The following is a 19,541-nucleotide window of genomic DNA, read 5'->3' on the forward strand; positions in this document are numbered from 1 at the left end:
GGCGCAAGACCTGTCAGAGCGAATTCAGCATACATGATCGGACTCATTCTCGTCACCCATGGCCGCTTGGCCGACCAGTTCGTGGAGGCGATGGAACACGTCGTCGGCCACCAGGAAGCGATCGAGACCGTGTGCATCGGTCCCAGTGACGATGTCGAACAACGCCGCGCCGAAATCGCCGAGAAGATTGCCAAGGTCGACAGCGGCGAAGGGGCGATCGTCCTGACCGACCTGTTTGGCGGGACTCCGTCGAACCTTGCCATCTCGTTGCTCGACGCCGGCCGCATCGAAGTGATCGCCGGAATCAACCTGCCGATGCTGATCCGCCTATCGGGCGCGCGCAAGACGATGGACGTCGTTTCCGCCGTCAATGCCGGGCAGGAAGCTGGACGCAACTATATCACCGTCGCCTCCGAATTCCTCGGCCACGCCGAGGCGCCGCCGAAGAAAAAGGCCTCATGAGCGCGGCGCGGCGGACGGTCACTATCGTCAACCAACGCGGCCTGCACGCGCGCGCCAGTGCCAAGTTCGTCGGCGCGGTGGCGACGCTGCCGGAAGGCGTGGCGGTGACTGTGGCCAAGGACGGCAACGAGGCGGCCGGCGGTTCGATCCTCGGTCTGATGATGCTGGGTGCGGCCAGGGGCGACTGTATCGAGATCGTCGTCGCCGGCGAAGGTGAGAACGAGGTGCTGGAGCAGCTCTGCGCCATGGTCGAAGACGGTTTCGGCGAAGAGTAGCCAACCGATGCCGCGTCGGCAGATCACCGGATTCTCCAACCCCACGGTCAAATATCTCCGCTCGTTGCGGGAGAAGAAACACCGCAAGGCGGCGGGCAAGTTCCTGGCCGAAGGGCTGCGCCTGCTGACCGATGCGCGCGAATGCGGGCGAGTGCCCGAAATTCTTGTGATGGCGGAAGATCGCGACCCGCATCCGCTGCTCGATGCGCTGGAGGCGGCCGTCGAGGCGGAAGGCGGCGAAGTTATCGAGACTTCAGACGATATCCTTGCCAAGATCACTGGCAAATCCAACCCGCAGACAGTCGCCGGGGTGTTTGGCGAGTGGGATACCTCGCTGAAGGCGCTGGACCGCAATTCCGCGAAGATCTGGCTGGTGGCACAGGCGCTCCGCGATCCCGGCAATCTCGGCACCATGCTGCGCACCGGCGACGCAGTGGGCGCGGGCGGGCTGATCCTGATCGACGACTGCGCCGATCCCTTCAGCGTCGAGGCCGTGCGCGCCAGCATGGGCGCGGTGTTCACCCAGCAGTTGGCGATGGCGCGGTGGGAGGTTTTTCTGCCGTGGCTGCGGTCCGGGCCTGGTTCAGAGCATGGGGGCCAGCTGGTCGCCGCGAGCCTGCGCGACGCGGTGCCTTATCGCAGCGCCCCCTATGTCGGCCCCTGCTTCATCCTGGTCGGCAATGAGTCACAAGGATTGCCCGAGGATTACGAGCTGGCTTGCGACCTGCGGGTGACCATGCCGATGATGGGGCGTGCAGACAGTCTCAATGCGGCGGTCGCGGGCGCGGTACTCGCATATGAGGTGCTGGCTTCACTTGGATGATCGCGGCGCTTTGCCGCTTGGCGATCGACCGGTTCTGGAGTAATTCGGGCAGTATTGGGGGCCGGGTACGGAACGGGGCGTGATGCGGGATTTGCTGGCAAAATACGGCAGGATCGCGCCGCTCCGTGCCGACGAGGAGCGGGCGCTGATCGGTCTCGCCACGACCAGGCGCAGCTATTCGCCGGGCACCGCGCTGATAGTGGGCGAGCTGGACGAACCCGATCAGCTGTTCATCGTCGATGAAGGGCGGCTGTTCGCCTCGATCGACCTGCCGGGCGGCGAGCGGGCGATTACCCGGCTGTATTTTCCCGGCGACATTATCGGCACGGCCAATATCCCGTTCGACAAGGCGACGCACAGCATCACCGTCTGCTCGGATGCGGCGCTCTACCTCTTTCCCCGCGGGCATCTGGCCGAAGCGTTCAGCTCGCTGCCACGCATCGCCGCCATCTTCTACACCTTCGCGGCAATGGAAAACGCCATCCTGCATGACCGGTTGGTATCGATCGGCCGTACCCGCGGCGTGTCGCGGCTGGCTGCACTGATTCTCGAGATCGCCGCCCGCCAGAGTCTGTTGCACGAACCGGCCGGCGACTGCTTCCGGCTCGGGCTGACCCAGGCCGAGATCGGCGATGCGATCGGACTGACCCAGGTGCAGGTCAACCGGCTGTTCAGGGAACTTGACAAGGCCGGCGTCATTGCCCGGAGCGATGGATGGATTTCCATCGTCGACAAGCCGGCGCTGATCGAGATCGGTCAATTCACCGATCGCTACGAGCACCTCGACCTGTCGTGGTTCAGCGAGAACGACTGATCGCGTTGCAGTCGTGCGCAGGTCACGCGGCCGGCTTGATCCCGCTGACCCGCCAGACGCCGCTGCTGTCGAGCAACTGCATCCGGCACACCGGTACGCCGTCTTCCTGCAATTCAGCCCATTCGCCGCTGGCAGATTTCTTTGCCACTTCCAGCGCGCAATCGAGCGAAAGCGCCGAAAAGTTCATGGTCTTGTCTTCGGCGGAGCCGGCAACGTCGTAAGTCAGGGTGTATTGGCGCATGGCGGCCCTCCAGTCGCGGGCGGCTATAGGGCAAGCAGCAGAAGTCGCCTTATCATATGATGGCGAGCGGCGATGAGACGACTACGATCTCGCCGCTGCCAGCCTATTCGGCAGCTTCCTTGTCGTCGTCGAGCAGGTCGGAAGCAGTATAGCGGGGCGCGCTTTCGACCAGCGGCACATCTTCGATCTCGCTGGCGATCTCGATACCTTTTTCCGCCAGCCGCTTGCCGGAAGAAAGCACGTTGCGTTCGAACGAGCCGACGAACTTGTTGTAATTGTTGACTGCCGTCTCGAGCCCGCCCCCGACCCGCTTCAAGTGATCCGCCGCGGTCTTGAGCCGACCGTAAAGCTCCGCCCCCATGCGGCCGATCTCCTGCGCCTCGCGCGCGAGGCCATCCTGCCGCCAGACCTGCGCCACGGTCCGCGCAATCGCCACCAGATTCGTAGGAGTCGCCAGCAACACCCGCTTGTCGAAGGCAAAATTCCACAGGTCGGGATCGTGTTCGAGCGCCGCGGCAACGAAATGTTCGCCCGGCACGAACATCACGACATAGTCTGGCGCTTCTTCGAACTGGCTCTGGTAGCTTTTGGCCCCAAGCGTCTGGACGTGATTGCGCATGGAGCGGACATGCTCGCCCATCGCCCGCGCGCGCGTGTCCTCGTCAATCGCCTCGAAAGCCTCTTGGTAGGCGTTGAGCGAGACCTTGGAATCGATCACCAGCATCTTGCCGCCGGGTATGCGCACGATCGCATCGGGGCGCAGCCGCCCGTCCTCGGTGTCGATCGAATGTTCCATCATGAAGTCGGTGTGCTCGGCGAGACCGCATTGTTCGAGCAAGTTCTGCAGCGCACGCTCGCCCCAGCGCCCGCGCGCCTTGGGGGCGTTGGTCAGCGAATTGCCAAGCCGCTGCGCCTCGCGCTTCACCTCGTCCTGACCCTTGCGCATTTCCTCGATCACGCCCGCCAGCTGGCCGAAGGCATCGACGCGCTTTTCCTCCAGCGCCTTGACCTGCTCCTCGTAGCTCTTGAGCCGGTCGCCGACAGGGGCGAGCAACGCGCGCAGCTTCTCCTCGCTGGCTTTTTCGGCATGGCCGAAACGTTCGGCCGCGCGGGCGAGGAAAGCTTCCTGCGCCTTGCCGAGGACGGCATTGCCGGTGTTCTGGAACTCTTTCAGCATTTCCTCGCGCGCTTCGACCAGCAGCCGCTGCTGCTTCTCGAAATTGGCCGCGTCCCGCTCCAGCCCTGCCTTCTCGACCGCGAGCACCTGGGCCCGCTCCTCGGCGGCCTTGACCGCCAGCCGGGCTTCATCCCGCTCGGCTGTCACGCCATCCAGTTGCAGCCGCAGGGATTCGGCCGTGTGCCGCCCCGCCGCCGCTTCGCGCGAAGCCCAAAGCCAGCCCAAGAGCGCACCGAGGGCGAGACCGATAATGCCGATCACGAGATAGATTTCCATGGTGGGAACATAGCTGGAACGGCCGTCCTCGCCAAGCGCGGTGTGCGCAGTTTCAACGGTTACCCGGTGCGAAGTTCATTTGCCTGCGGGTTCCTTCTTCTGCCATGGCCAGCGACCGTTGATCTCGACTTCGAGACTGAAGCTGAGGAACGTCCGGATCAGCACGATCAGCCCCAGTACCAGTACGCTTTGCATGCTGGGATCGACGGCGACAGTGCGGATGATGTCGGCTGCAACCAGCAGTTCCAGCCCGACCAGGATCGAGCGCCCGAGGTTGCGGCGGAATCCGGTTACCGGATCCGGCCCATGCCCCTCTCTGGCCTCGCGCTGAGGAACACTCAGGGCGAACATGCCGATGGCTATCAGCGTGCCGATCACGATCACCGCGATACCGGTGATCTCGAACAGCTGGGAGACGGTTCCGGACAGAGCGCGAAGGAAGTCGTCTTCGAACATGACCGTTCAACGGAGGCCAGCGCGCTGCGTTCCCCGGAACCTTGCGCCGGATTGCGCGCTCCTAAGAAGGAAAGGAGACAGACATGTCGATCAAGGAAATGATCAAGGAACACCCGCAGGTGGGGGCCGATTGGAACGATCACCTCGGTGAGGCGGTCAAGCATGCGATGTACTGCGCCGCGATCTGCAACAGTTGTGCAGATGCCTGCAGCGCGGAGGAAATGGACATGCGGCAATGCATCCGCCTGTGCATGGATTGCGCCGACATTTGCGCTGCAACCTATCGCGTCGCTTCGCGCCGGACCGGCGGCAATGTGGGCGTGATCGAGAGCATGCTGCGGACCTGCGTTACCGCTTGCGAAGTCTGTGCGGACGAGTGCGAAAAGCACGACAACGACCATTGCCGTCGCTGCGCCCGCATGTGCCGCGAATGCGCGGACGATTGCCTGAAGGCGCTCAACGAGATGGCGCAGCACGCCTGAGCCGCGATGCAGATGTGGAAAGAAAAGCCCCGCTGGCGCGGGGCTTTTCATGTGCCGGAATGTTTCAGGCGGCGCGCAGTTTCTGCAGCTTCTTGAGCGCCATGCTGCGCTTCAACCGGCTCAGGTGATCGATGAACAATATGCCCTCGAGGTGGTCCATCTCGTGCTGGATGCAGGTCGCCATCAGGCCTTCCATCGCCTCGGTATGCACCTTGCCGTCGAGGTCCTGGTAACGGACCGTGCAGGTCGCCGGGCGATCGACATCGGCATAGATCTCGGGGACCGAGAGGCAGCCTTCCTGATAGGTCGCCAGTTCCTCCGCCGGATCGAGGATCTCGGGGTTCACGAACACCCGCGGCTCGCGCTTGGTCGGCTGGTGGTAATGCTTGTGCCCGTCATGGTGGCACTCTTCCGGCTCGGCATCGGGATCATCGGGCTGGAGATCGATCACCAGCACCCGCTTGGGCACGCCGACCTGGATCGCCGCCAGGCCGATACCGGGGGCGTCATACATCGTTTCGAACATGTCCTCGACCAGCGTGCGCAGCTCGTCATCGAACTCCGTCACGGGTTCGGACACAACTTTGAGCCGGGGATCCGGCACTTCCAGGATTTCGCGAATAGCCATGGAGATGATTTAGGCGCTGCCTGCGCCCGCTGCAAGCGATGGGTTGCGATCAGAGTGAACGATCAGCCGACCGGCCGCCGCGCCCGCAAGGCCTGGGCCAAAGTCCCTTCATCGAGATAGTCGAGCTCGCCCCCCACCGGCAGCCCATGCGCCAGCTGGGTGATCCGCACCGGGAAGGCCTCCAGCCGCTCGGCGAGGTAGTGGCTGGTCGTCTGGCCCTCCAGCGTGGCGTTCATGGCGAGGACGACCTCGTCGATCCCGCCCGCCTCGACCCGGCCCAGCAGGCTGGCGATGTTGAGGTCTTCCGGCCGCACGCCGTCGAGGGCGGAGAGCTTGCCGCCGAGCACGTGGTAGCGCCCGGTGTAGAGCCTGGCCCGGTCGAGCGCCCACAGGTCCGCCACGTCCTCGACCACGCAGAGCGATTTGGCATCGCGGCGCGGGTCGGCGCAAATGCCGCACGGGTCCTGCGTATCGACATTGCCGCAGGTGGCGCATTCGACCAGCCGGTCGCGCACCGCCTCCAGCGCTTCGAGCAGGCCGGGCAGCGCGCTGTCGCGGCGCTTGACCAGCCACAGCACCGCCCGCCGCGCCGAGCGCGGGCCGAGGCCGGGAAGCCGCGCGAGGGCGGAGGCCAGCTGCTCGATCTCTTGCGATGCCATGGGCGGAGAGATAGGGGCAGCGCCAATCGAACGAAAGGCTGCCGCGCCCCTTATGCGTATCATTTTCATGGGAACCCCGGAATTCGCCGTGCCGACCCTGCGCGCGCTAGTGGCGGCGTGGCACGAGGTCGCCGCCGCCTATACCCAGCCGCCGCGCCCGGCAGGCCGTGGCAAGAAGCTCCAGCCCTCGCCCGTGCAGAAGGCCGCCGAGGAGCTGGGGATCGAGGTCCGCTCACCCAAGTCGCTCAAGTCGGCGGAGGAGCAGGCGGCGTTCGCCGCGCTCGGGGCCGACGTTGCGGTGGTGGCAGCCTATGGCCTGATCCTGCCGCAGGCGGTGCTCGATGCCCCCATGCATGGCTGCCTCAACGTCCACGCCTCGATCCTGCCGCGCTGGCGCGGGGCGGCGCCGATCCACCGGGCCATCATGGCGGGTGATCCGGTGACCGGCGTCACCATCATGCAGATGGAGGCGGGGCTCGACACCGGCCCGATGCTGGCGACGATCCGCACGCCGATCGAGGACAAAACTACCGGCGAACTGACCGAGGAACTGGCCGAGCTGGGCGCCAAGCTGATGGTCCAGACCCTGCGCGAGCTCGACAAGCATGTCGCGGTGACACAGGACGACGAATACGCGACCTACGCCCCCAAGATCGACAAGGCCGAAGCGCGGATCGACTGGTCGCTGCCAGCCCAGCAGGTGGTGCGCCTCATCCACGGTCTCGCCCCCAGCCCCGGCGCGTGGTCCGAAGTGAATGGCGAACGGGTGAAACTGCTGCGGGCGGTTGCGGTTGAAGGGAACGACACCCCCGGCCAGGTGCTCGACAACCAGCTTACCATCGCCTGCGGCACGGGCGCGATCCGGCCCGAGCGGCTCCAGCGCGCTGGCAAACCGCCGATGGGGCGCGAGGAGTTCCTGCGCGGAAATCCGGTGGCGGCGGGGACGATTGTCCTATGACGACTCATTCGTCATCCCAGCGAAAGCTGGAATCTCTAACCGCCAGTCCAACCCTTGCCGAAACAGATCCCAGCTTTCGCTGGGATGACGATGGGGCAACTAGGTGTGAACCCAGCTTTCGCTGGGATGACGGACTGTCGTCTTGACCCGCTTCGCCCTCACCCTCGAATTCGACGGCACGCCGTTCCAGGGCCTGCAGCGGCAGGCGCATGGGCCGAGTGTGCAGCAGGCGGTCGAGGAAGCCGCGCACGGGGTGACCGGAGAGGAAGTGACGCTGCACAGCGCCGGACGGACCGACACCGGCGTCCACGCCCTCGCCATGCGCAGCCATTTCGATGTCGAGACCTCGCTCACCCCGTTCCGCATGATGGAGGCGCTCAACGCCCATCTGCGGCCGAACCCCATCGCTGTCACCCATTGCGAGGTCGTTCCGGATGACTGGCATGCCCGCTTCAGCTGCATCGGGCGCAGCTATGTCTATCGCATCGCCAACCGCCGCGCGCCGCTGACGCTGGAGCGTGACCGGGCATGGCAAGTGCCGCAAGAGCTCGACCACGAGGCGATGCACCGCGCCGCGCGGGCGCTGGTCGGGCGGCATGACTTCACCACTTTCCGCTCCGCCCATTGCCAGGCACAAAGCCCGGTCAAGACGCTCGACCGGCTCGATGTCGAGCGGGAAGGCGAGCATGTGCTGATCCACGCCGCTGCCCGCAGCTTCCTGCATCACCAGGTCCGCAGCATGGTCGGCTGTCTCGCCCTCGTTGGCATGGGCCGCTGGCGCGAGGAGCAGGTGGCCGAAGCGCTGGCGGCGCGCGAGCGGCAGGCGCTCGGCCTCAATGCCCCGCCGCATGGGCTGTACTTCGTCGAGGCGGTCTACCCGGACGAGACCTGACGTAACGTCACCCTAGCCAAGCCTGCCGAGCGGGCGTAGCGATGGCGCCAACCCGAACGGGACTCGACAATGGGAGACATGACATGACCACCGGCAAACAACTCTTCACCACGCTCGAAGCGGACGGCACCCTCACCGTCGCTATCGAGGAAGTGACCGTGCCCGAGCCGACCGGCAACCAGGTCTTGGTCAAGATGGAAGCGGCCCCGATCAACCCGTCCGACCTTGCGATCCTGACCGGCGCAGCCGACCTCGGGAACGCCAGCTACTCGCCCGGCAAGTATGTCGCCACCATGCCCGAACCCTTCAACACCGGTTCCAAGGCGCGCCACGGGGCCAAGCTGCCCGCCGGCAACGAAGGCGCCGGCACTGTCGTCGCTACCGGTGACAGCGACATGGCCAAGGCGCTGATGGGCCAGCGTGTCGCCTGCGTGCCGGGCAATGCCTACAGCCAGTACTGCATCGCCGATGCGATGATGTGCCTGCCGCTGGGCGATGTCAGCTGCGAGGATGGCGCGTCGGCCTTCGTCAACCCGATGACTGCGCTGGGCTTCGTCGAGAACGCCCGGATGGACGGGCAGAAGGCCATCCTCCACACCGCCGCCGCCTCCAACCTCGGCCAGATGCTGATCAAGATCTGTCAGGAAGACGGCATCGAACTGGTCAACATTGTCCGCAAGGCCGAGCATGTCGATATGCTCAAGGGCCTCGGCGCGAAGTGGGTGGTCAATTCATCCGACCCCGATTTCATGAAGCAGTTGCGCGAAGCCATCGACGCGACCGATGCCTTCTACGGCTTCGATCCGATCGGCGGCGGGCAGGCGACCGACACTGCCTTCAAGGCGATGGAGCAGGTGGCCGTCAGCAAGATGACCGAATATTCGCGCTATGGCTCGAACCAGCCGAAGCGGATGTTCATCTATGGCCGGCTCGACATGGGGCCGACCATCCTGACCCCCAGCTACGGCTTCGGCTGGACCTTGTCGGGCTGGCTGCTGACCCCGTTCCTGCAGCAGGCGGGGATGGAAACCATGATGCGGATGCGCCAGCGGGTGCTGAGCAACATCACCACCACCTTTGCCAGCAGCTACAAGCGCAAGGTCAACCTTGAGGAAATGCTGACCAAGGATGCGGTGCTGGATTATCGGGCGATGAAGACCGGCGAGAAGTATCTCGTTACGCCTTGGGGCTAGCGCCGGTCGAACTCTGCCTGCACTGCGGCAGGCTCGGTGATCCCGTGCGCAACCAGCAGGGCGAGCAGGATCCGCGCCTTGGCCGGGCCGAGTGCGCGTGCTGCCACCAGGCCGCGCGCGTCGTCATCGACCTCGACATTGCGGTCGACCATGCCTTCATCGACCCGGCTTGAGCGCACCACGGGCACGCCTGCTGCTACCGCCGACTGAAGCGCGTCGAGCACCACACGCGGGGCATTGCCTTGCCCCATGCCTGCCAGCACCACCCCTTCGCAGCCGATGCCAAGCAGCGCCTCGACCGGCTTGGCATCCATCCCCGCCCCGGCGGTCAGGATGGCGATGCGCGGCAGCCGCGCCGGCCAGCCAAAGCGTGCCTTCTCGCCCGCCCGCGCCGCAGGGCCGAACCAGTCGAGGCTGGTCGGCGTGACCCGCGCCAGCGGCCCGCGCGGAAAGCCCCTGAAGGCATCGATATTGCTCGTCGCGGCCTTGCGCACGTCGCTGGCGGCGAAGACCGTGTCGCCCATTACCACCATCACGCCGCGCCCAGCCGAGGCCGGATCGCTCGCCACGCGCACGCCATTGGCGAAATTGCGCATCCCGTCGCTGCCCACCGCATCGGCGGGTCGCATCGCGCCGACCAGCACCACGGGCTTTCCGGCATCGAGCGTCAGGTCGAGCAGGAAGGCGGTTTCCTCGGCCGTGTCGGTACCGTGGGTGACGATCACGCCGCAGATGCTGTCATCGGCCTGCGCCTGCAGCACTTCGGCGTGGAGGCGGTCCCATTCGGTCCACCCGATATCCTGCGAGCCGATGCTGGCTATTTCGACCGGGTCGAGCGCTGCGTCGATCCCCAGCGCCTTGATCTCGGCGACCATATGTCCGACCGAATTCTGCCCGGGAGTATAGCCGCTGCCGAAGGCAGAGCCGCCACTGCCGGCGATCGTCCCCCCCGTGGCGAGGATGCGGATGCGGGGCCGGAGAAGGGGCTGGTTCATGCGATGCCCCTATCGCACCATCCGCAGGGGCGACAAGCCAATTGCCTCGCCGCGCGCTTTCGCGCATGTCCAGCGTCATGAGCGAACGCGCCGAAGACTATGGCTGGACCGCGCACGATCCCGGTTCGAGCAGCTACATCGCGCCTGAAATCCTGCGTCAGTTGCGCGCGCTAGGGGCGAAAAGAGTGCTCGATGCCGGATGCGGCAATGGCTCGATCACCGGACTGCTGGCGCGCGAGGGCTTTGCCGTCAGCGGGATCGATGGCGATGCGGGCGGGATCGCTATCGCGCAGGCGATGTATCCGCAAGTGCCCTTCGCAGTCGCCGATTTCGGCAACGACGGCTCGGCGCTGACAGGAACTCCCTTCGACGCCGTGGTCAGCACCGAAGTGGTCGAACATCTCTATGCCCCGCACGAGCTGGCCCGGTTCGCCTGGGAAGCGTTGAAGCCCGGCGGGCACTTCATCGTCACCACACCCTATCACGGCTATCTCAAGAACCTCGCGCTCGCCGCGCTGGACAAATGGGACCACCACCACACCGCGTTGTGGCACGGCGGCCATATCAAGTTCTGGAGCCGCGCAACGCTGGGGCAATTGCTTGGCGCGCAGGGGTTCGAGCCGGTCAGCTTCGGCGGCGTCGGGCGATTGCCCTATGTGTGGAAGAGCATGGTCATGACCGTGCGCAAGCCGGGCTGATGCGCATCGGGTGTTGAAATTAACCGCTGCGGCGCTATGTGGCGCGCACCGGCCATTCGGCCCGGGCGCTTAGCTCAGTTGGTAGAGCATCTCGTTTACACCGAGAGGGTCGGCGGTTCGAGCCCGTCAGCGCCCACCAGTTTTCGCTGACGCGAAAACTCCCAGGCGAAGCGCGGGAGGAGGCATAGCCCGACCTGATGTCCCACCTCTCCATCGCCATCGCCGGATGCGGACCCGCGGGTCTCGCGGCCGCCTTGCTGCTCCACCGCCATGGCCATGACGTCACCCTGTTCGAGCGCTTCGACGAGCCGCGTCCGATCGGCTCGGGCCTGATGCTCCAGCCGAGCGGGCTGGCGGTGCTCGATGCGCTGGACCTCGCGCCGCAAATCATCGCGCATTCCGCCCCGATCCGCGCGCTCCATGGCCTCAGCCAACACGGCGATATCGCGCTCGATGCCCGCTATGCCGATCTGGGAGTGGGAGGTGCCTGCGGCCTCGGCATCCATCGCGGCAGCCTGTTCGCGATCCTCTATTGCGCGGTGCAAGCGGCGGGGATCGCCATCGAGACCGGTTTCCCCATCGCGCGATCGGATCTGACCGATAATGGGCGAACGCTGGTCTCTACCGCCGGAGCGACCACAGGGCCGTTCGACCTCGTTGTCGACGCGCTCGGCACATCATCGCCGCTCGCCCCGCCCTGCGGCGACTGGCTCGCCTTCGGTGCGCTCTGGGCAACGCTGCGCTGGCCCGATGATGCACCGTTCGATCCGGGCCTCCTGACCCAGCGTTATCGCCATGCGCACGAGATGGCGGGGGTGCTACCGACCGGCCGCAGAGTCGATGGCGAACATCGCGAGCTGGCGTTCTTCTGGTCACTCAAGGCGGACGACTATCCGGCGTGGCAAGCGGCGGGGCTTGGCGCATGGAAGGAGCAGGTGCTGGCATTGTGGCCCGAATGTGCCTGCCTGCTCGAGCAGATCACCGATCCCGCTCAGCTCACCTTCGCCCGCTACGCCCACCGGCAGGTGCCTGCGCCCGTCCAGCCCCGCCTCATTCATATCGGCGATGCCTGGCATTCCGCCAGCCCGCAACTGGGCCAAGGGGCCAATATGGCCCTGCTCGACGCCTATGGCCTGGCCAAGGGGCTGGACAGCGATGGCCCGCTGCAAGGCCGGCTGGAGCACTCCGCAAACCTTCGTTCAGGCCATGTGAAGCTCTATCAGGCGCTGACCTGGGCCGCGACGCCGCTCTACCAGTCGGAGCGCGTGTGGCACGCGCTGCTGCGCGATCTCATCCTCACCCCCGCAGGCCGCATTCCCCCTGCCCCGCGCATTCAGGCGCGGCTGGTGTGCGGGCTGGTCGGCGATCCGCTCGGGCGGTTGGGACTGGCCATGGCGGACTATGCCGCGCTGCTAGCGCCCACCCAGCGGTAAGCTTGCACCTCGCGCAGCGCCGCCCTATCGCAGCCCGCAGGCAGGAACAGGACCTCGGCAAGCGTGAACGACAAGCGGGACAGCACAGGCTCCAACCAGATGTGGGGCGGCAGGTTCGCCGAAGGGCCGAGCGCCATCATGCGCGAGATCAACGCCTCGATCCCGTTCGACAAGGCGCTGTGGCGGCAGGACATCGCCGGATCGCGCGCGCATATCGCCATGCTGGCGCAGCAGGGCATTGTCACTGCAGGGGACGCGGCACAGATTGATGCTGGCCTCGCCAGGATCGCCGCCGAGTACGAGGCAGATGGCGTGCCCGAGGATTGGGACCTCGAAGACATCCACATGACGGTCGAGGCACGGCTGACCGAGCTGGTCGGGCCGGTCGCAGGTCGCCTGCACACCGCGCGCAGCCGCAATGACCAGGTCGCGACCGACTTCAAGCTGTGGGTGCGCGAGGCCATGACGCGCGCATTGGCCGGAATCGACGCGCTGCAACGCGCGCTGGTGACGCGGGCGGGCGAGCATGCCGCCAGCGTCATGCCCGGATTTACCCATCTGCAGACCGCGCAGCCGGTGACGCTGGGGCACCACTTGCTAGCCTATTACGAGATGCTGCGGCGCGATGCCTCGCGATTCTCCGATGCAATGGCGCGGGCCGACGAATGCCCGCTGGGTGCCGCGGCTCTTGCAGGGACCGGCTTTCCGCTCGATCGCGAGATGACGGCCAAGGCGCTCGGCTTCGCCCGGCCAACCGCCAACAGCTTGGATACCGTGTCCGACCGCGACTTCGCGCTCGATTACCTGATGGCGGCGAGCCAGTGCGCGCTGCACCTCAGTCGCTTGGCCGAGGAGCTGATCCTGTGGGCCAGCCAGCCGTTCGGCTTCGTCCGGCTGCCCGATAACCTTTCCACCGGCAGTTCGATCATGCCGCAGAAGAAGAATCCCGATGCAGCCGAGCTGGTGCGGGGCCATGCCGGGCGGATCATCGGCAGCGCCACCGCACTGATGGTGACGATGAAGGGTCTTCCCCTCGCCTATTCCAAGGACATGCAGGACGACAAGCCGCCGGTGTTCGAAGCGGCCGGCCTGCTCGAACTGTGCCTCGCCGCCATGGAAGGAATGATCGCAGGAGCGGAATTCCGCACCGAGCGGATGCGGCAGGCGGCAGGTCTCGGCCATGCCACTGCGACCGATCTCGCCGACTGGCTGGTGCGCGCCGCCGATATTCCCTTTCGCGAGGCGCACCATATCACCGGCGCGGCGGTGAAGCTGGCAGACAGCAAGGGCTGTTCGCTGGAAGAGCTTTCACTCGCCGAACTCCAGTCCATCGACGGACGCATAACGAAGGCCGCACTGGACGTGTTGACGCTCGATGCCTCGGTCGCCGCGCGCGCATCCTATGGCGGGACCGCGCCCGATCGGGTAATGGAGCAAGTCACCGCAGCGCGCCGGGCGCTGGGAATGGAGAATTGATGCGACCCTTGCTTGCCCTCGTCACCTGTTTGGTGCTCGTCGCCTGTGGCCAGCAGGCCGATCTCAAGCCGCTGCAGGGTGCCAGCATGCCCCCCGTCCCTTATGGCGCAACGCAGCAGCCGACCACCGAGCAATTGCTCGAACCCGACACGCTCGCCGCGCCCGAGCGCAGCGTCGAACTGCGCCGCCGGTCGGAAGAGCGCGAGGACGACCCCTTCGACCTGCCACCTGAGTAGGGCGCTTCTGGGTAGCCGAGTTACCCGCATTCCAAGCTAAGCTGTCTCGACTCGCCACGCCTTGAACGGCAAGGGGCCCACATGGACCATTTCGAGCTTCGTAGCGGCGTTCTCCACGCCGAGGACGTGCCGCTGCCCGCGATTGCGGATGCGGTCGGCACGCCTGTCTATGTCTATTCGCGCGCGACGCTGGAGCGGCATGCACAGGTCTTCACCGACGCATTGGCCGAAGTGCCGAACAAGCTCGTCGCGTTTGCCGTCAAATCCAACCCCAATCTCGCCGTGCTCAGGGTGCTGCAGCGCGCCGGGTTCGGGGCTGACGTCGTTTCGGGCGGAGAGCTGCGCCGCGCGCTGGCCGCCGGGATGAGCCCCGACAAGATTGTGTTCTCCGGCGTTGGCAAGACCCGTGCCGAGCTGGAACTGGGCCTCGCCGAGGGAATCGGCCAGTTCAACATCGAATCGCGTGAGGAAGGCTACGAGCTGGCCGAACTCGCCGCAGCGCTTGGCCAGCGCGCCCCTGCCTGCCTCCGGGTCAATCCCGATGTCGACGCCAGGACCCACGCCAAAATCTCGACCGGCAAGGCGGAGAACAAGTTCGGCGTGCCCTTGATGCGGGCGCAAGAGACCTTTGCCGAATTGGCTTCGCTGGAGGGGCTCAACCTGCGCGGCGTTGCAGTCCACATCGGTAGTCAGCTGGCGGACCTCGCACCGCTGGAAACCGCTTTCGGCAAGGTCGGCCAACTGGTGGCGGACCTGCGGGCGGCCGGGCACGAAATCACCCATGTCGACCTGGGCGGCGGACTGGGCGTGCCCTACAAGGCCGGCGATGTCCTGCCCTCGCCTGCCGACTACGGCGCAATGGTGGCGCGCGTAACGCGCGATTGGGGCGTCCACCTGACCTTCGAACCTGGCCGCGTGATTGCGGGCAACGCGGGCGTGTTGATGACCCGCGTGGTGCGGATAAAGCGCGGCGGCAATGGTCCGCCTTTCGTGATCGTCGATGCGGCCATGAACGACCTCGCGCGACCGGCGCTTTATGGCGCATGGCACGATTTCGACGCTGTCGCGCCAACCGGCGAGCGCATGCTCGCCAATATCGTCGGGCCCATCTGCGAGACGGGTGATACCTTTGCCACTGACCGTGAATGCGACGCATTGGCTTCGGGCGAACTGGCGGTGTTCCGCACGGCCGGAGCCTATGGCGCGACCATGGCCTCGAGCTACAACTCGCGTGGTTTTGTCGCCGAAGTGCTGGTGGATGGCGACAAGTTCGCAGTCGTCGCCGACCGGATCGACGCCGGGGCCATCATGGACGCGGAGCGCGTGCCGGAATGGCTGGCATAGGTTCTCTCCCGCTGTTCCACCGGGTGCGCGGCACGCGCGTGGTGGTGGTGGGTGCGGGCGACATGGCCGAAGCCAAGCGGCGGCTGGTCGAGCGAGCAGGCGGCATTCCCTGCTCCGAGGCAGAAGCACATCATTCGCGGCTGGCCTTTGTGGCGCTTGACGATGAGCGGGAGGCAAAGGCGGCGGCGCTGCGGCTTAAAGGCAAGGGTCTGCTGGTCAATGTCGCCGACATGCCCGAACTGTGCGACTTCACCTTGCCCAGCATCCTCGACCGCGAGCCGGTGCTGGTGGCTTTTTCGACCAGCGGAGCCTCGGCCGGCCTTGCAAAGCACCTGCGGCTGCGGTTTGAGCGGATGCTGCCCCAATCGCTCGGCGCGTTGGCCGCTAAGCTGGCGGCTTCCCGCGACCTGATGCGTGCCCGCTGGCGGGACGGGGCGGAGCGACGTCGGGCCCTGGATCAGGCGCTGGGTGAAGGCGGTGCGCTCGATCCTTTCGCCCACGGCGGCGCAGAACGGGTCGACGCCTGGCTGGCAGATGCCGACAATGGCGTCCGAGGCGAAGTGACCACCGTCATACTGGGCAGCGACGATCCGGAAGAACTGACCTTGAGACAGGCGCGCTTGTTGGGCATGGCCGATGCTGTCCTGCATGATCCTGACGTCGCCGCAGCGATTCTCGACCGTTCGCGAGCAGACGCCCTGCGCCGGCCCCTGCCACAGGATCCCGCACAGTTCGAAGGGCTCGTCGTGGTGCTGAAACGCGCCTGAGCTACACTCCCCGCGCGGCTTCCTTGCCCAATTCCGCGAAGTAGCGTGCCATGGCATCGGCCGCACGATCGGACAGGGCGATGAAGGCCCGGCGCCGGTCCTGTTCGTCCTCGACCCGTTCAAGCAGGCCCAACGCCACCATCTGGCTGATCCAGCGCAACGCGGTGGTCGGCGGAACCCCGCTGGCGATGCACAGCGAGGTGACCGAAACCCGCTCATGCTCGGCCCTGGCCGCTGTCAGGTCGAGCAGGATATCCCAAGCCGGATCGGCGAACAGGTCTCCGTCAAAGAACTTCTGGCGAAGCTGACGCTGGCGGATGATCTGGCGGACAAGGCGAGGGTCGGGCAGCGGCGGCCGCGCGGCGCGGGTGAGACGATCGCTGGCATCACCGCCATCGGGTCCGGAGAAACCGGGCGAAGGGCTTTCGAATCCGAACGCGCTTCCCCGTCCATCATCGTTGGACGGGGCCAGCGCATCGATTTTGCGCGCAATTTCGGAAACCTGCTCGGCCAGGCGAAGGAGGGAAACCTGATCCCGGTCTGGATGTTCACGAACGCGCACGCGGGCAATCTTGGTCAACTCTTCGCCCAGGGCAACTACGCGCTCACCCCTAGTTGGTTCCACCAAGATGCGCGGGCAAGACTGATCGAGGCAGGCGAACACATCCTCCAACGCCTCGATCGTGGTCGAAACCACAAGTCGCGCGCCGCTGCATGCGATACGCGTGTCGAGGCGCGAAAGCGCCGCCAGGATCGCGCCATCGACGCGCGGGCAATCAAGCAACACAATCTCGCCCAGTGCCATGGGCGTGCCTTCGAGCACCTCTGACAGTGCCGCCTCCCGCAGCACGCGGAATCCTGCCCCGGCAACATCCTCGGCGATCAGCGCGCGAGCATGCCCGCGATCGGCAAATATGGATACCGCCACGGGCATCCCCGCGCCGTCGCTGGCAGGAGTGTAGTCAAGCTGGGCAGCATGCATGGCGATTCTCCTTGAATTGAGAACAGGGATAGAACAAAACGCGAATTCGTCAAGAACTACTGTCTGATCTCGATCACCGTCCCGTCGGGTACCAGCCGCCACAGCTCGTCCATCTCGGCATTGGAGAAAGCGATGCAGCCGTCGGTCCAGTCGCCCACCATGCGTCCGACCGGCAAACCGTTGGGCTGTCCGTGAAGGAAGATATCGCCGCCTGGAGAGCGGCCCATGCGCTCGGCATAAGCGCGGTCCTGTGCATTGGGATAGGACACCCGCAGGCTGAGGTAATAGGCACTGTTCGGATTGCGAGTGTCGATGGTGTAGCGCCCCTCCGGCGTCCGCTCGTCACCTTCGAACCGCTTGTGGCCGAACCGCTCCGCGCCGAACTGCAACCCGGTGTAGCGCCGCACTTCCTCCCCGTCGCGATAAAGCACCAGCGTCCGGTCGGACTTGTCGACCAGCAGGAAATCGGCCGGCGGTTCGTTCGCACCAAGCGGCCGCTGCGCCGGGACGCAGGCGGCCAGCAGCAAGGCAGCAGCGAGGGCTAATGAATGGCGGATCACGCCACACAGACTAAGCCACGCAGAGGGGATGACAAGTCCACACATCGCGGACATAGTAGGTGGCCGAAAGGGTCGCGCCGAGGGAGAGACGGTCATGATCTGGCATTTCGCATCGCTGTTCGAAACAGTCGCTTCGCTGGTGCCAGACATGCCTGCCCTGATCGAAGGCAGCATGCGCCGCAGCTGGCGGGATTATGAGCACCGTGCCGCCCGGCTCGCCTCGCTGCTGGTCGAGCACGGCATCGCGCCGGACGCCAAGGTTGCCCTCTATGCCCACAACTCGCCCGAATTCCTCGAAGCGCAATTCGCCGTGTTCAAGGCCCGCGCGGTGCCGATCAACGTCAACTACCGCTATGTCGAGAAAGAACTCGCCTATCTGTTCGACAATGCCGATGTCGAGGCGGTGTTCTTCGATGCTCGCTTCGCTCCGCGTCTGGTAGCGATTCGCGACCGGCTGCCGAAGCTGAAGCTGTTCGTCCAGATCGAGGACGGCACGGGCGAGACCCTGCCCGGCGCGCTGGACTACGAAGCCGCCATCGCCTGCCACGCGCCCCTCCCCCGGCTCGCCTACAGCGAAGACGACATCTACATGGTCTATACCGGCGGGACGACCGGCATGCCCAAGGGCGTGATGTACCGCCACGGCGACTTCGTGAAGGGCGTTGCCGGTTTCCTGCTTGGCCCCGAGATCGAACCGACGCCGGAGATCATGGTGGGCTCAATCCGCATGCTCGAAGCGGGCGGCGAGCTGCCCGTCGCCTTCCCGGCCTGCCCGCTGATGCACGGCACCGGCATGTGGCTCGGCGGCTTTGCCGCGCACAGCTTCGGCGGGGCGGTGGCCCTGCTGCGCGACGAGCGGTTCGATCCGGACCGGGTGTGGCGCTATGCCGCCGAGGTCGGTGCCAACGCAGTGGTGATCGTCGGCGATGCCTTCGCCAAGCCGATGCTGGCGGCGTTGCGGGCCGCGTCGGTCCAAGGGAACGCGCCCGATCTGAGCGCGCTGAAAGCGATCATCTCTTCCGGTGCTATGTTCTCGGCCGAGACCAAGCAAGGGCTCCTCGAACATCTCGACATCGAGATCCGCGACGCCATGGGTTCGACCGAGGGCAGCATGGGCTCCTCGATCGTCAGCCGTGCCGAACCGCCGGGACCGACCGCGCGCTTCATGATCGGAGCGCACACCAAGGTGTTCGACGAGAACGACGAGGAGATCGCGCCAGGCTCGGACAAGGCGGGCATGATCGCCAATGGGGGGTTCACGCCCGTGGGCTATTACAAGGACCCGGAGAAGAGCGCCAAGACCTTCCGCACCGTGAACGGTCACCGCTACTCCTTCCCCGGCGATTTCGCCAAGGTCGCGGCCGACGGTTCGCTGATCCTGCTCGGGCGCGGGTCGGTCTGCATCAACACCGGCGGTGAGAAGGTCTTCCCCGAAGAGGTCGAGGAGGCGCTCAAGGCGCACGACAGCGTGTGGGATGCGCTGGTGGTGGGGGTGCCCGACGAACGCTTCGGCGAGCGGATCGTCGGCGTCATCTCGGCCGCGCCGGGCCATGCGATCGACGAGCCTGCGCTGATCGAATTCGCCCGCACGCGGCTGGCCGGCTACAAGATGCCGCGGCAATTGTTGGTCGTCGATACAGTTGCCCGCGCTGCCAATGGCAAGGCCGACTACAAATGGGCCAAGGAGACCGCGCTGGCGGCCGTGGCCTAGCGC

23 protein-coding genes and 1 tRNA gene are annotated in these 19,541 nt (G+C 65.8%); 16 read left to right on the forward strand and 8 right to left on the reverse strand.

Features of this window, described 5'->3' with window-relative positions:
- Nucleotides 1-33 precede the first annotated feature (33 nt).
- The 4 genes from LY632_RS12080 to LY632_RS12095 all read left to right on the forward strand — a co-directional run bounded on the left by LY632_RS12080 (nt 34) and on the right by LY632_RS12095 (nt 2,374).
- Nucleotides 34-462: a PTS sugar transporter subunit IIA gene (locus tag LY632_RS12080; protein WP_234091382.1), complete on the forward strand. Its 429-nt coding sequence runs from the start codon at nt 34-36 to the stop codon at nt 460-462.
- On the forward strand, nt 459-737 hold the full coding sequence (locus tag LY632_RS12085; protein ID WP_234091383.1) for an HPr family phosphocarrier protein: 279 nt from the start codon (nt 459-461) through the stop codon (nt 735-737). Before LY632_RS12080 ends, LY632_RS12085 begins: the two co-directional genes overlap by 4 nt.
- Before the next feature lie 7 nt (nt 738-744).
- A complete protein-coding gene (locus LY632_RS12090; RefSeq protein ID WP_234091384.1) occupies nt 745-1,560 on the forward strand; it encodes an RNA methyltransferase in 816 nt (271 codons plus the stop codon).
- Between the two features lie 82 nt (nt 1,561-1,642).
- The gene (locus LY632_RS12095) at nt 1,643-2,374 is read left to right on the forward strand and encodes a Crp/Fnr family transcriptional regulator (protein WP_234093235.1); all 732 of its coding nucleotides are present in this window, start codon (nt 1,643-1,645) and stop codon (nt 2,372-2,374) included.
- A 22-nt stretch (nt 2,375-2,396) separates the two neighbouring features.
- Here LY632_RS12095 and LY632_RS12100 read toward each other — a convergent pair whose 3' ends face one another.
- From LY632_RS12100 to LY632_RS12110, 3 genes are all read right to left on the reverse strand, one after another.
- Nucleotides 2,397-2,615: a hypothetical protein gene (locus LY632_RS12100; protein WP_234091385.1), complete on the reverse strand. Its 219-nt coding sequence runs from the start codon at nt 2,613-2,615 to the stop codon at nt 2,397-2,399.
- A 103-nt stretch (nt 2,616-2,718) separates the two neighbouring features.
- A complete protein-coding gene (locus LY632_RS12105; protein WP_234091386.1) occupies nt 2,719-4,068 on the reverse strand; it encodes a DNA recombination protein RmuC in 1,350 nt (449 codons plus the stop codon).
- Between the two features lie 75 nt (nt 4,069-4,143).
- Nucleotides 4,144-4,524 carry a DUF1622 domain-containing protein gene (locus LY632_RS12110; protein WP_234091387.1) on the reverse strand — a complete coding sequence of 127 codons (381 nt, stop codon included), beginning with the start codon at nt 4,522-4,524 and terminating at the stop codon, nt 4,144-4,146.
- An 83-nt stretch (nt 4,525-4,607) separates the two neighbouring features.
- Here LY632_RS12110 and LY632_RS12115 point away from each other — a divergent pair, with 83 nt between their 5' ends.
- Nucleotides 4,608-5,006, forward strand: coding sequence for a four-helix bundle copper-binding protein (locus LY632_RS12115; RefSeq protein WP_234091388.1), 399 nt, complete (start codon nt 4,608-4,610; stop codon nt 5,004-5,006).
- A 64-nt stretch (nt 5,007-5,070) separates the two neighbouring features.
- Here the strand turns inward: LY632_RS12115 and def are convergent, their stop codons facing one another.
- Nucleotides 5,071-5,634, reverse strand: a complete 564-nt coding sequence (def, locus tag LY632_RS12120; RefSeq protein WP_234091389.1) for a peptide deformylase — start codon at nt 5,632-5,634, stop codon at nt 5,071-5,073.
- Nucleotides 5,635-5,696: 62 nt separating this feature from the next.
- Nucleotides 5,697-6,293 carry a recombination mediator RecR gene (gene recR / locus LY632_RS12125; protein ID WP_234091390.1) on the reverse strand — a complete coding sequence of 199 codons (597 nt, stop codon included), beginning with the start codon at nt 6,291-6,293 and terminating at the stop codon, nt 5,697-5,699.
- Between the two features lie 52 nt (nt 6,294-6,345).
- Between recR and fmt the strand changes: the two genes are divergently transcribed.
- The 3 genes from fmt (at nt 6,346) to LY632_RS12140 (ending at nt 9,336) form a co-directional block, all read left to right on the forward strand.
- Nucleotides 6,346-7,251 carry a methionyl-tRNA formyltransferase gene (gene fmt / locus LY632_RS12130; protein WP_234091391.1) on the forward strand — a complete coding sequence of 302 codons (906 nt, stop codon included), beginning with the start codon at nt 6,346-6,348 and terminating at the stop codon, nt 7,249-7,251.
- A 142-nt stretch (nt 7,252-7,393) separates the two neighbouring features.
- The gene (gene truA, locus LY632_RS12135) at nt 7,394-8,143 is read left to right on the forward strand and encodes a tRNA pseudouridine(38-40) synthase TruA (RefSeq protein ID WP_234091392.1); all 750 of its coding nucleotides are present in this window, start codon (nt 7,394-7,396) and stop codon (nt 8,141-8,143) included.
- 83 nt (nt 8,144-8,226) lie between these two features.
- Nucleotides 8,227-9,336 carry a zinc-binding dehydrogenase gene (locus LY632_RS12140; protein ID WP_234091393.1) on the forward strand — a complete coding sequence of 370 codons (1,110 nt, stop codon included), beginning with the start codon at nt 8,227-8,229 and terminating at the stop codon, nt 9,334-9,336.
- On the opposite strand, the gene LY632_RS12145 is transcribed toward LY632_RS12140, so the two are convergent.
- Nucleotides 9,333-10,331 (reverse strand): asparaginase, encoded by a 999-nt coding sequence (locus tag LY632_RS12145; RefSeq protein ID WP_234091394.1) that lies wholly within the window; start codon nt 10,329-10,331, stop codon nt 9,333-9,335. The two genes, LY632_RS12140 and LY632_RS12145, sit on opposite strands and share 4 nt — an antisense overlap.
- A gap of 77 nt (nt 10,332-10,408) precedes the next feature.
- Between LY632_RS12145 and LY632_RS12150 the strand changes: the two genes are divergently transcribed.
- From LY632_RS12150 to LY632_RS12180, 7 genes are all read left to right on the forward strand, one after another.
- A complete protein-coding gene (locus LY632_RS12150) occupies nt 10,409-11,029 on the forward strand; it encodes a bifunctional 2-polyprenyl-6-hydroxyphenol methylase/3-demethylubiquinol 3-O-methyltransferase UbiG (protein ID WP_234091395.1) in 621 nt (206 codons plus the stop codon).
- Nucleotides 11,030-11,092: 63 nt separating this feature from the next.
- Nucleotides 11,093-11,168 (forward strand) — tRNA-Val (locus LY632_RS12155).
- A gap of 58 nt (nt 11,169-11,226) precedes the next feature.
- Nucleotides 11,227-12,462 carry an NAD(P)/FAD-dependent oxidoreductase gene (locus LY632_RS12160; RefSeq protein WP_234091396.1) on the forward strand — a complete coding sequence of 412 codons (1,236 nt, stop codon included), beginning with the start codon at nt 11,227-11,229 and terminating at the stop codon, nt 12,460-12,462.
- A gap of 99 nt (nt 12,463-12,561) precedes the next feature.
- Nucleotides 12,562-13,938: an argininosuccinate lyase gene (gene argH / locus LY632_RS12165; protein WP_370636577.1), complete on the forward strand. Its 1,377-nt coding sequence runs from the start codon at nt 12,562-12,564 to the stop codon at nt 13,936-13,938.
- A complete protein-coding gene (locus tag LY632_RS12170; protein ID WP_234091397.1) occupies nt 13,938-14,174 on the forward strand; it encodes a hypothetical protein in 237 nt (78 codons plus the stop codon). Before argH ends, LY632_RS12170 begins: the two co-directional genes overlap by 1 nt.
- A gap of 81 nt (nt 14,175-14,255) precedes the next feature.
- Nucleotides 14,256-15,518: a diaminopimelate decarboxylase gene (lysA, locus tag LY632_RS12175; protein ID WP_234091398.1), complete on the forward strand. Its 1,263-nt coding sequence runs from the start codon at nt 14,256-14,258 to the stop codon at nt 15,516-15,518.
- Entirely contained in the window at nt 15,506-16,285 is a 780-nt protein-coding gene (locus LY632_RS12180) for a bifunctional precorrin-2 dehydrogenase/sirohydrochlorin ferrochelatase (RefSeq protein ID WP_234091399.1), read from the forward strand. Before lysA ends, LY632_RS12180 begins: the two co-directional genes overlap by 13 nt.
- A 1-nt stretch (nt 16,286) precedes the next feature.
- On the opposite strand, the gene LY632_RS12185 is transcribed toward LY632_RS12180, so the two are convergent.
- Both LY632_RS12185 and LY632_RS12190 read right to left on the reverse strand, forming a co-directional pair.
- Nucleotides 16,287-17,267, reverse strand: a complete 981-nt coding sequence (locus tag LY632_RS12185; RefSeq protein ID WP_234091400.1) for a winged helix DNA-binding protein — start codon at nt 17,265-17,267, stop codon at nt 16,287-16,289.
- 56 nt (nt 17,268-17,323) lie between these two features.
- Nucleotides 17,324-17,827, reverse strand: coding sequence for a murein L,D-transpeptidase family protein (locus LY632_RS12190; protein WP_370636524.1), 504 nt, complete (start codon nt 17,825-17,827; stop codon nt 17,324-17,326).
- 94 nt (nt 17,828-17,921) lie between these two features.
- Here LY632_RS12190 and LY632_RS12195 point away from each other — a divergent pair, with 94 nt between their 5' ends.
- Nucleotides 17,922-19,538, forward strand: a complete 1,617-nt coding sequence (locus tag LY632_RS12195; RefSeq protein ID WP_234091401.1) for an acyl-CoA synthetase — start codon at nt 17,922-17,924, stop codon at nt 19,536-19,538.
- The last annotated feature ends 3 nt before the right edge of the window (nt 19,539-19,541 follow it).

The sequence above is a fragment of the Erythrobacter sp. SDW2 genome (genome assembly GCF_021431965.1).
Lineage (GTDB): Bacteria > Pseudomonadota > Alphaproteobacteria > Sphingomonadales > Sphingomonadaceae > Parerythrobacter.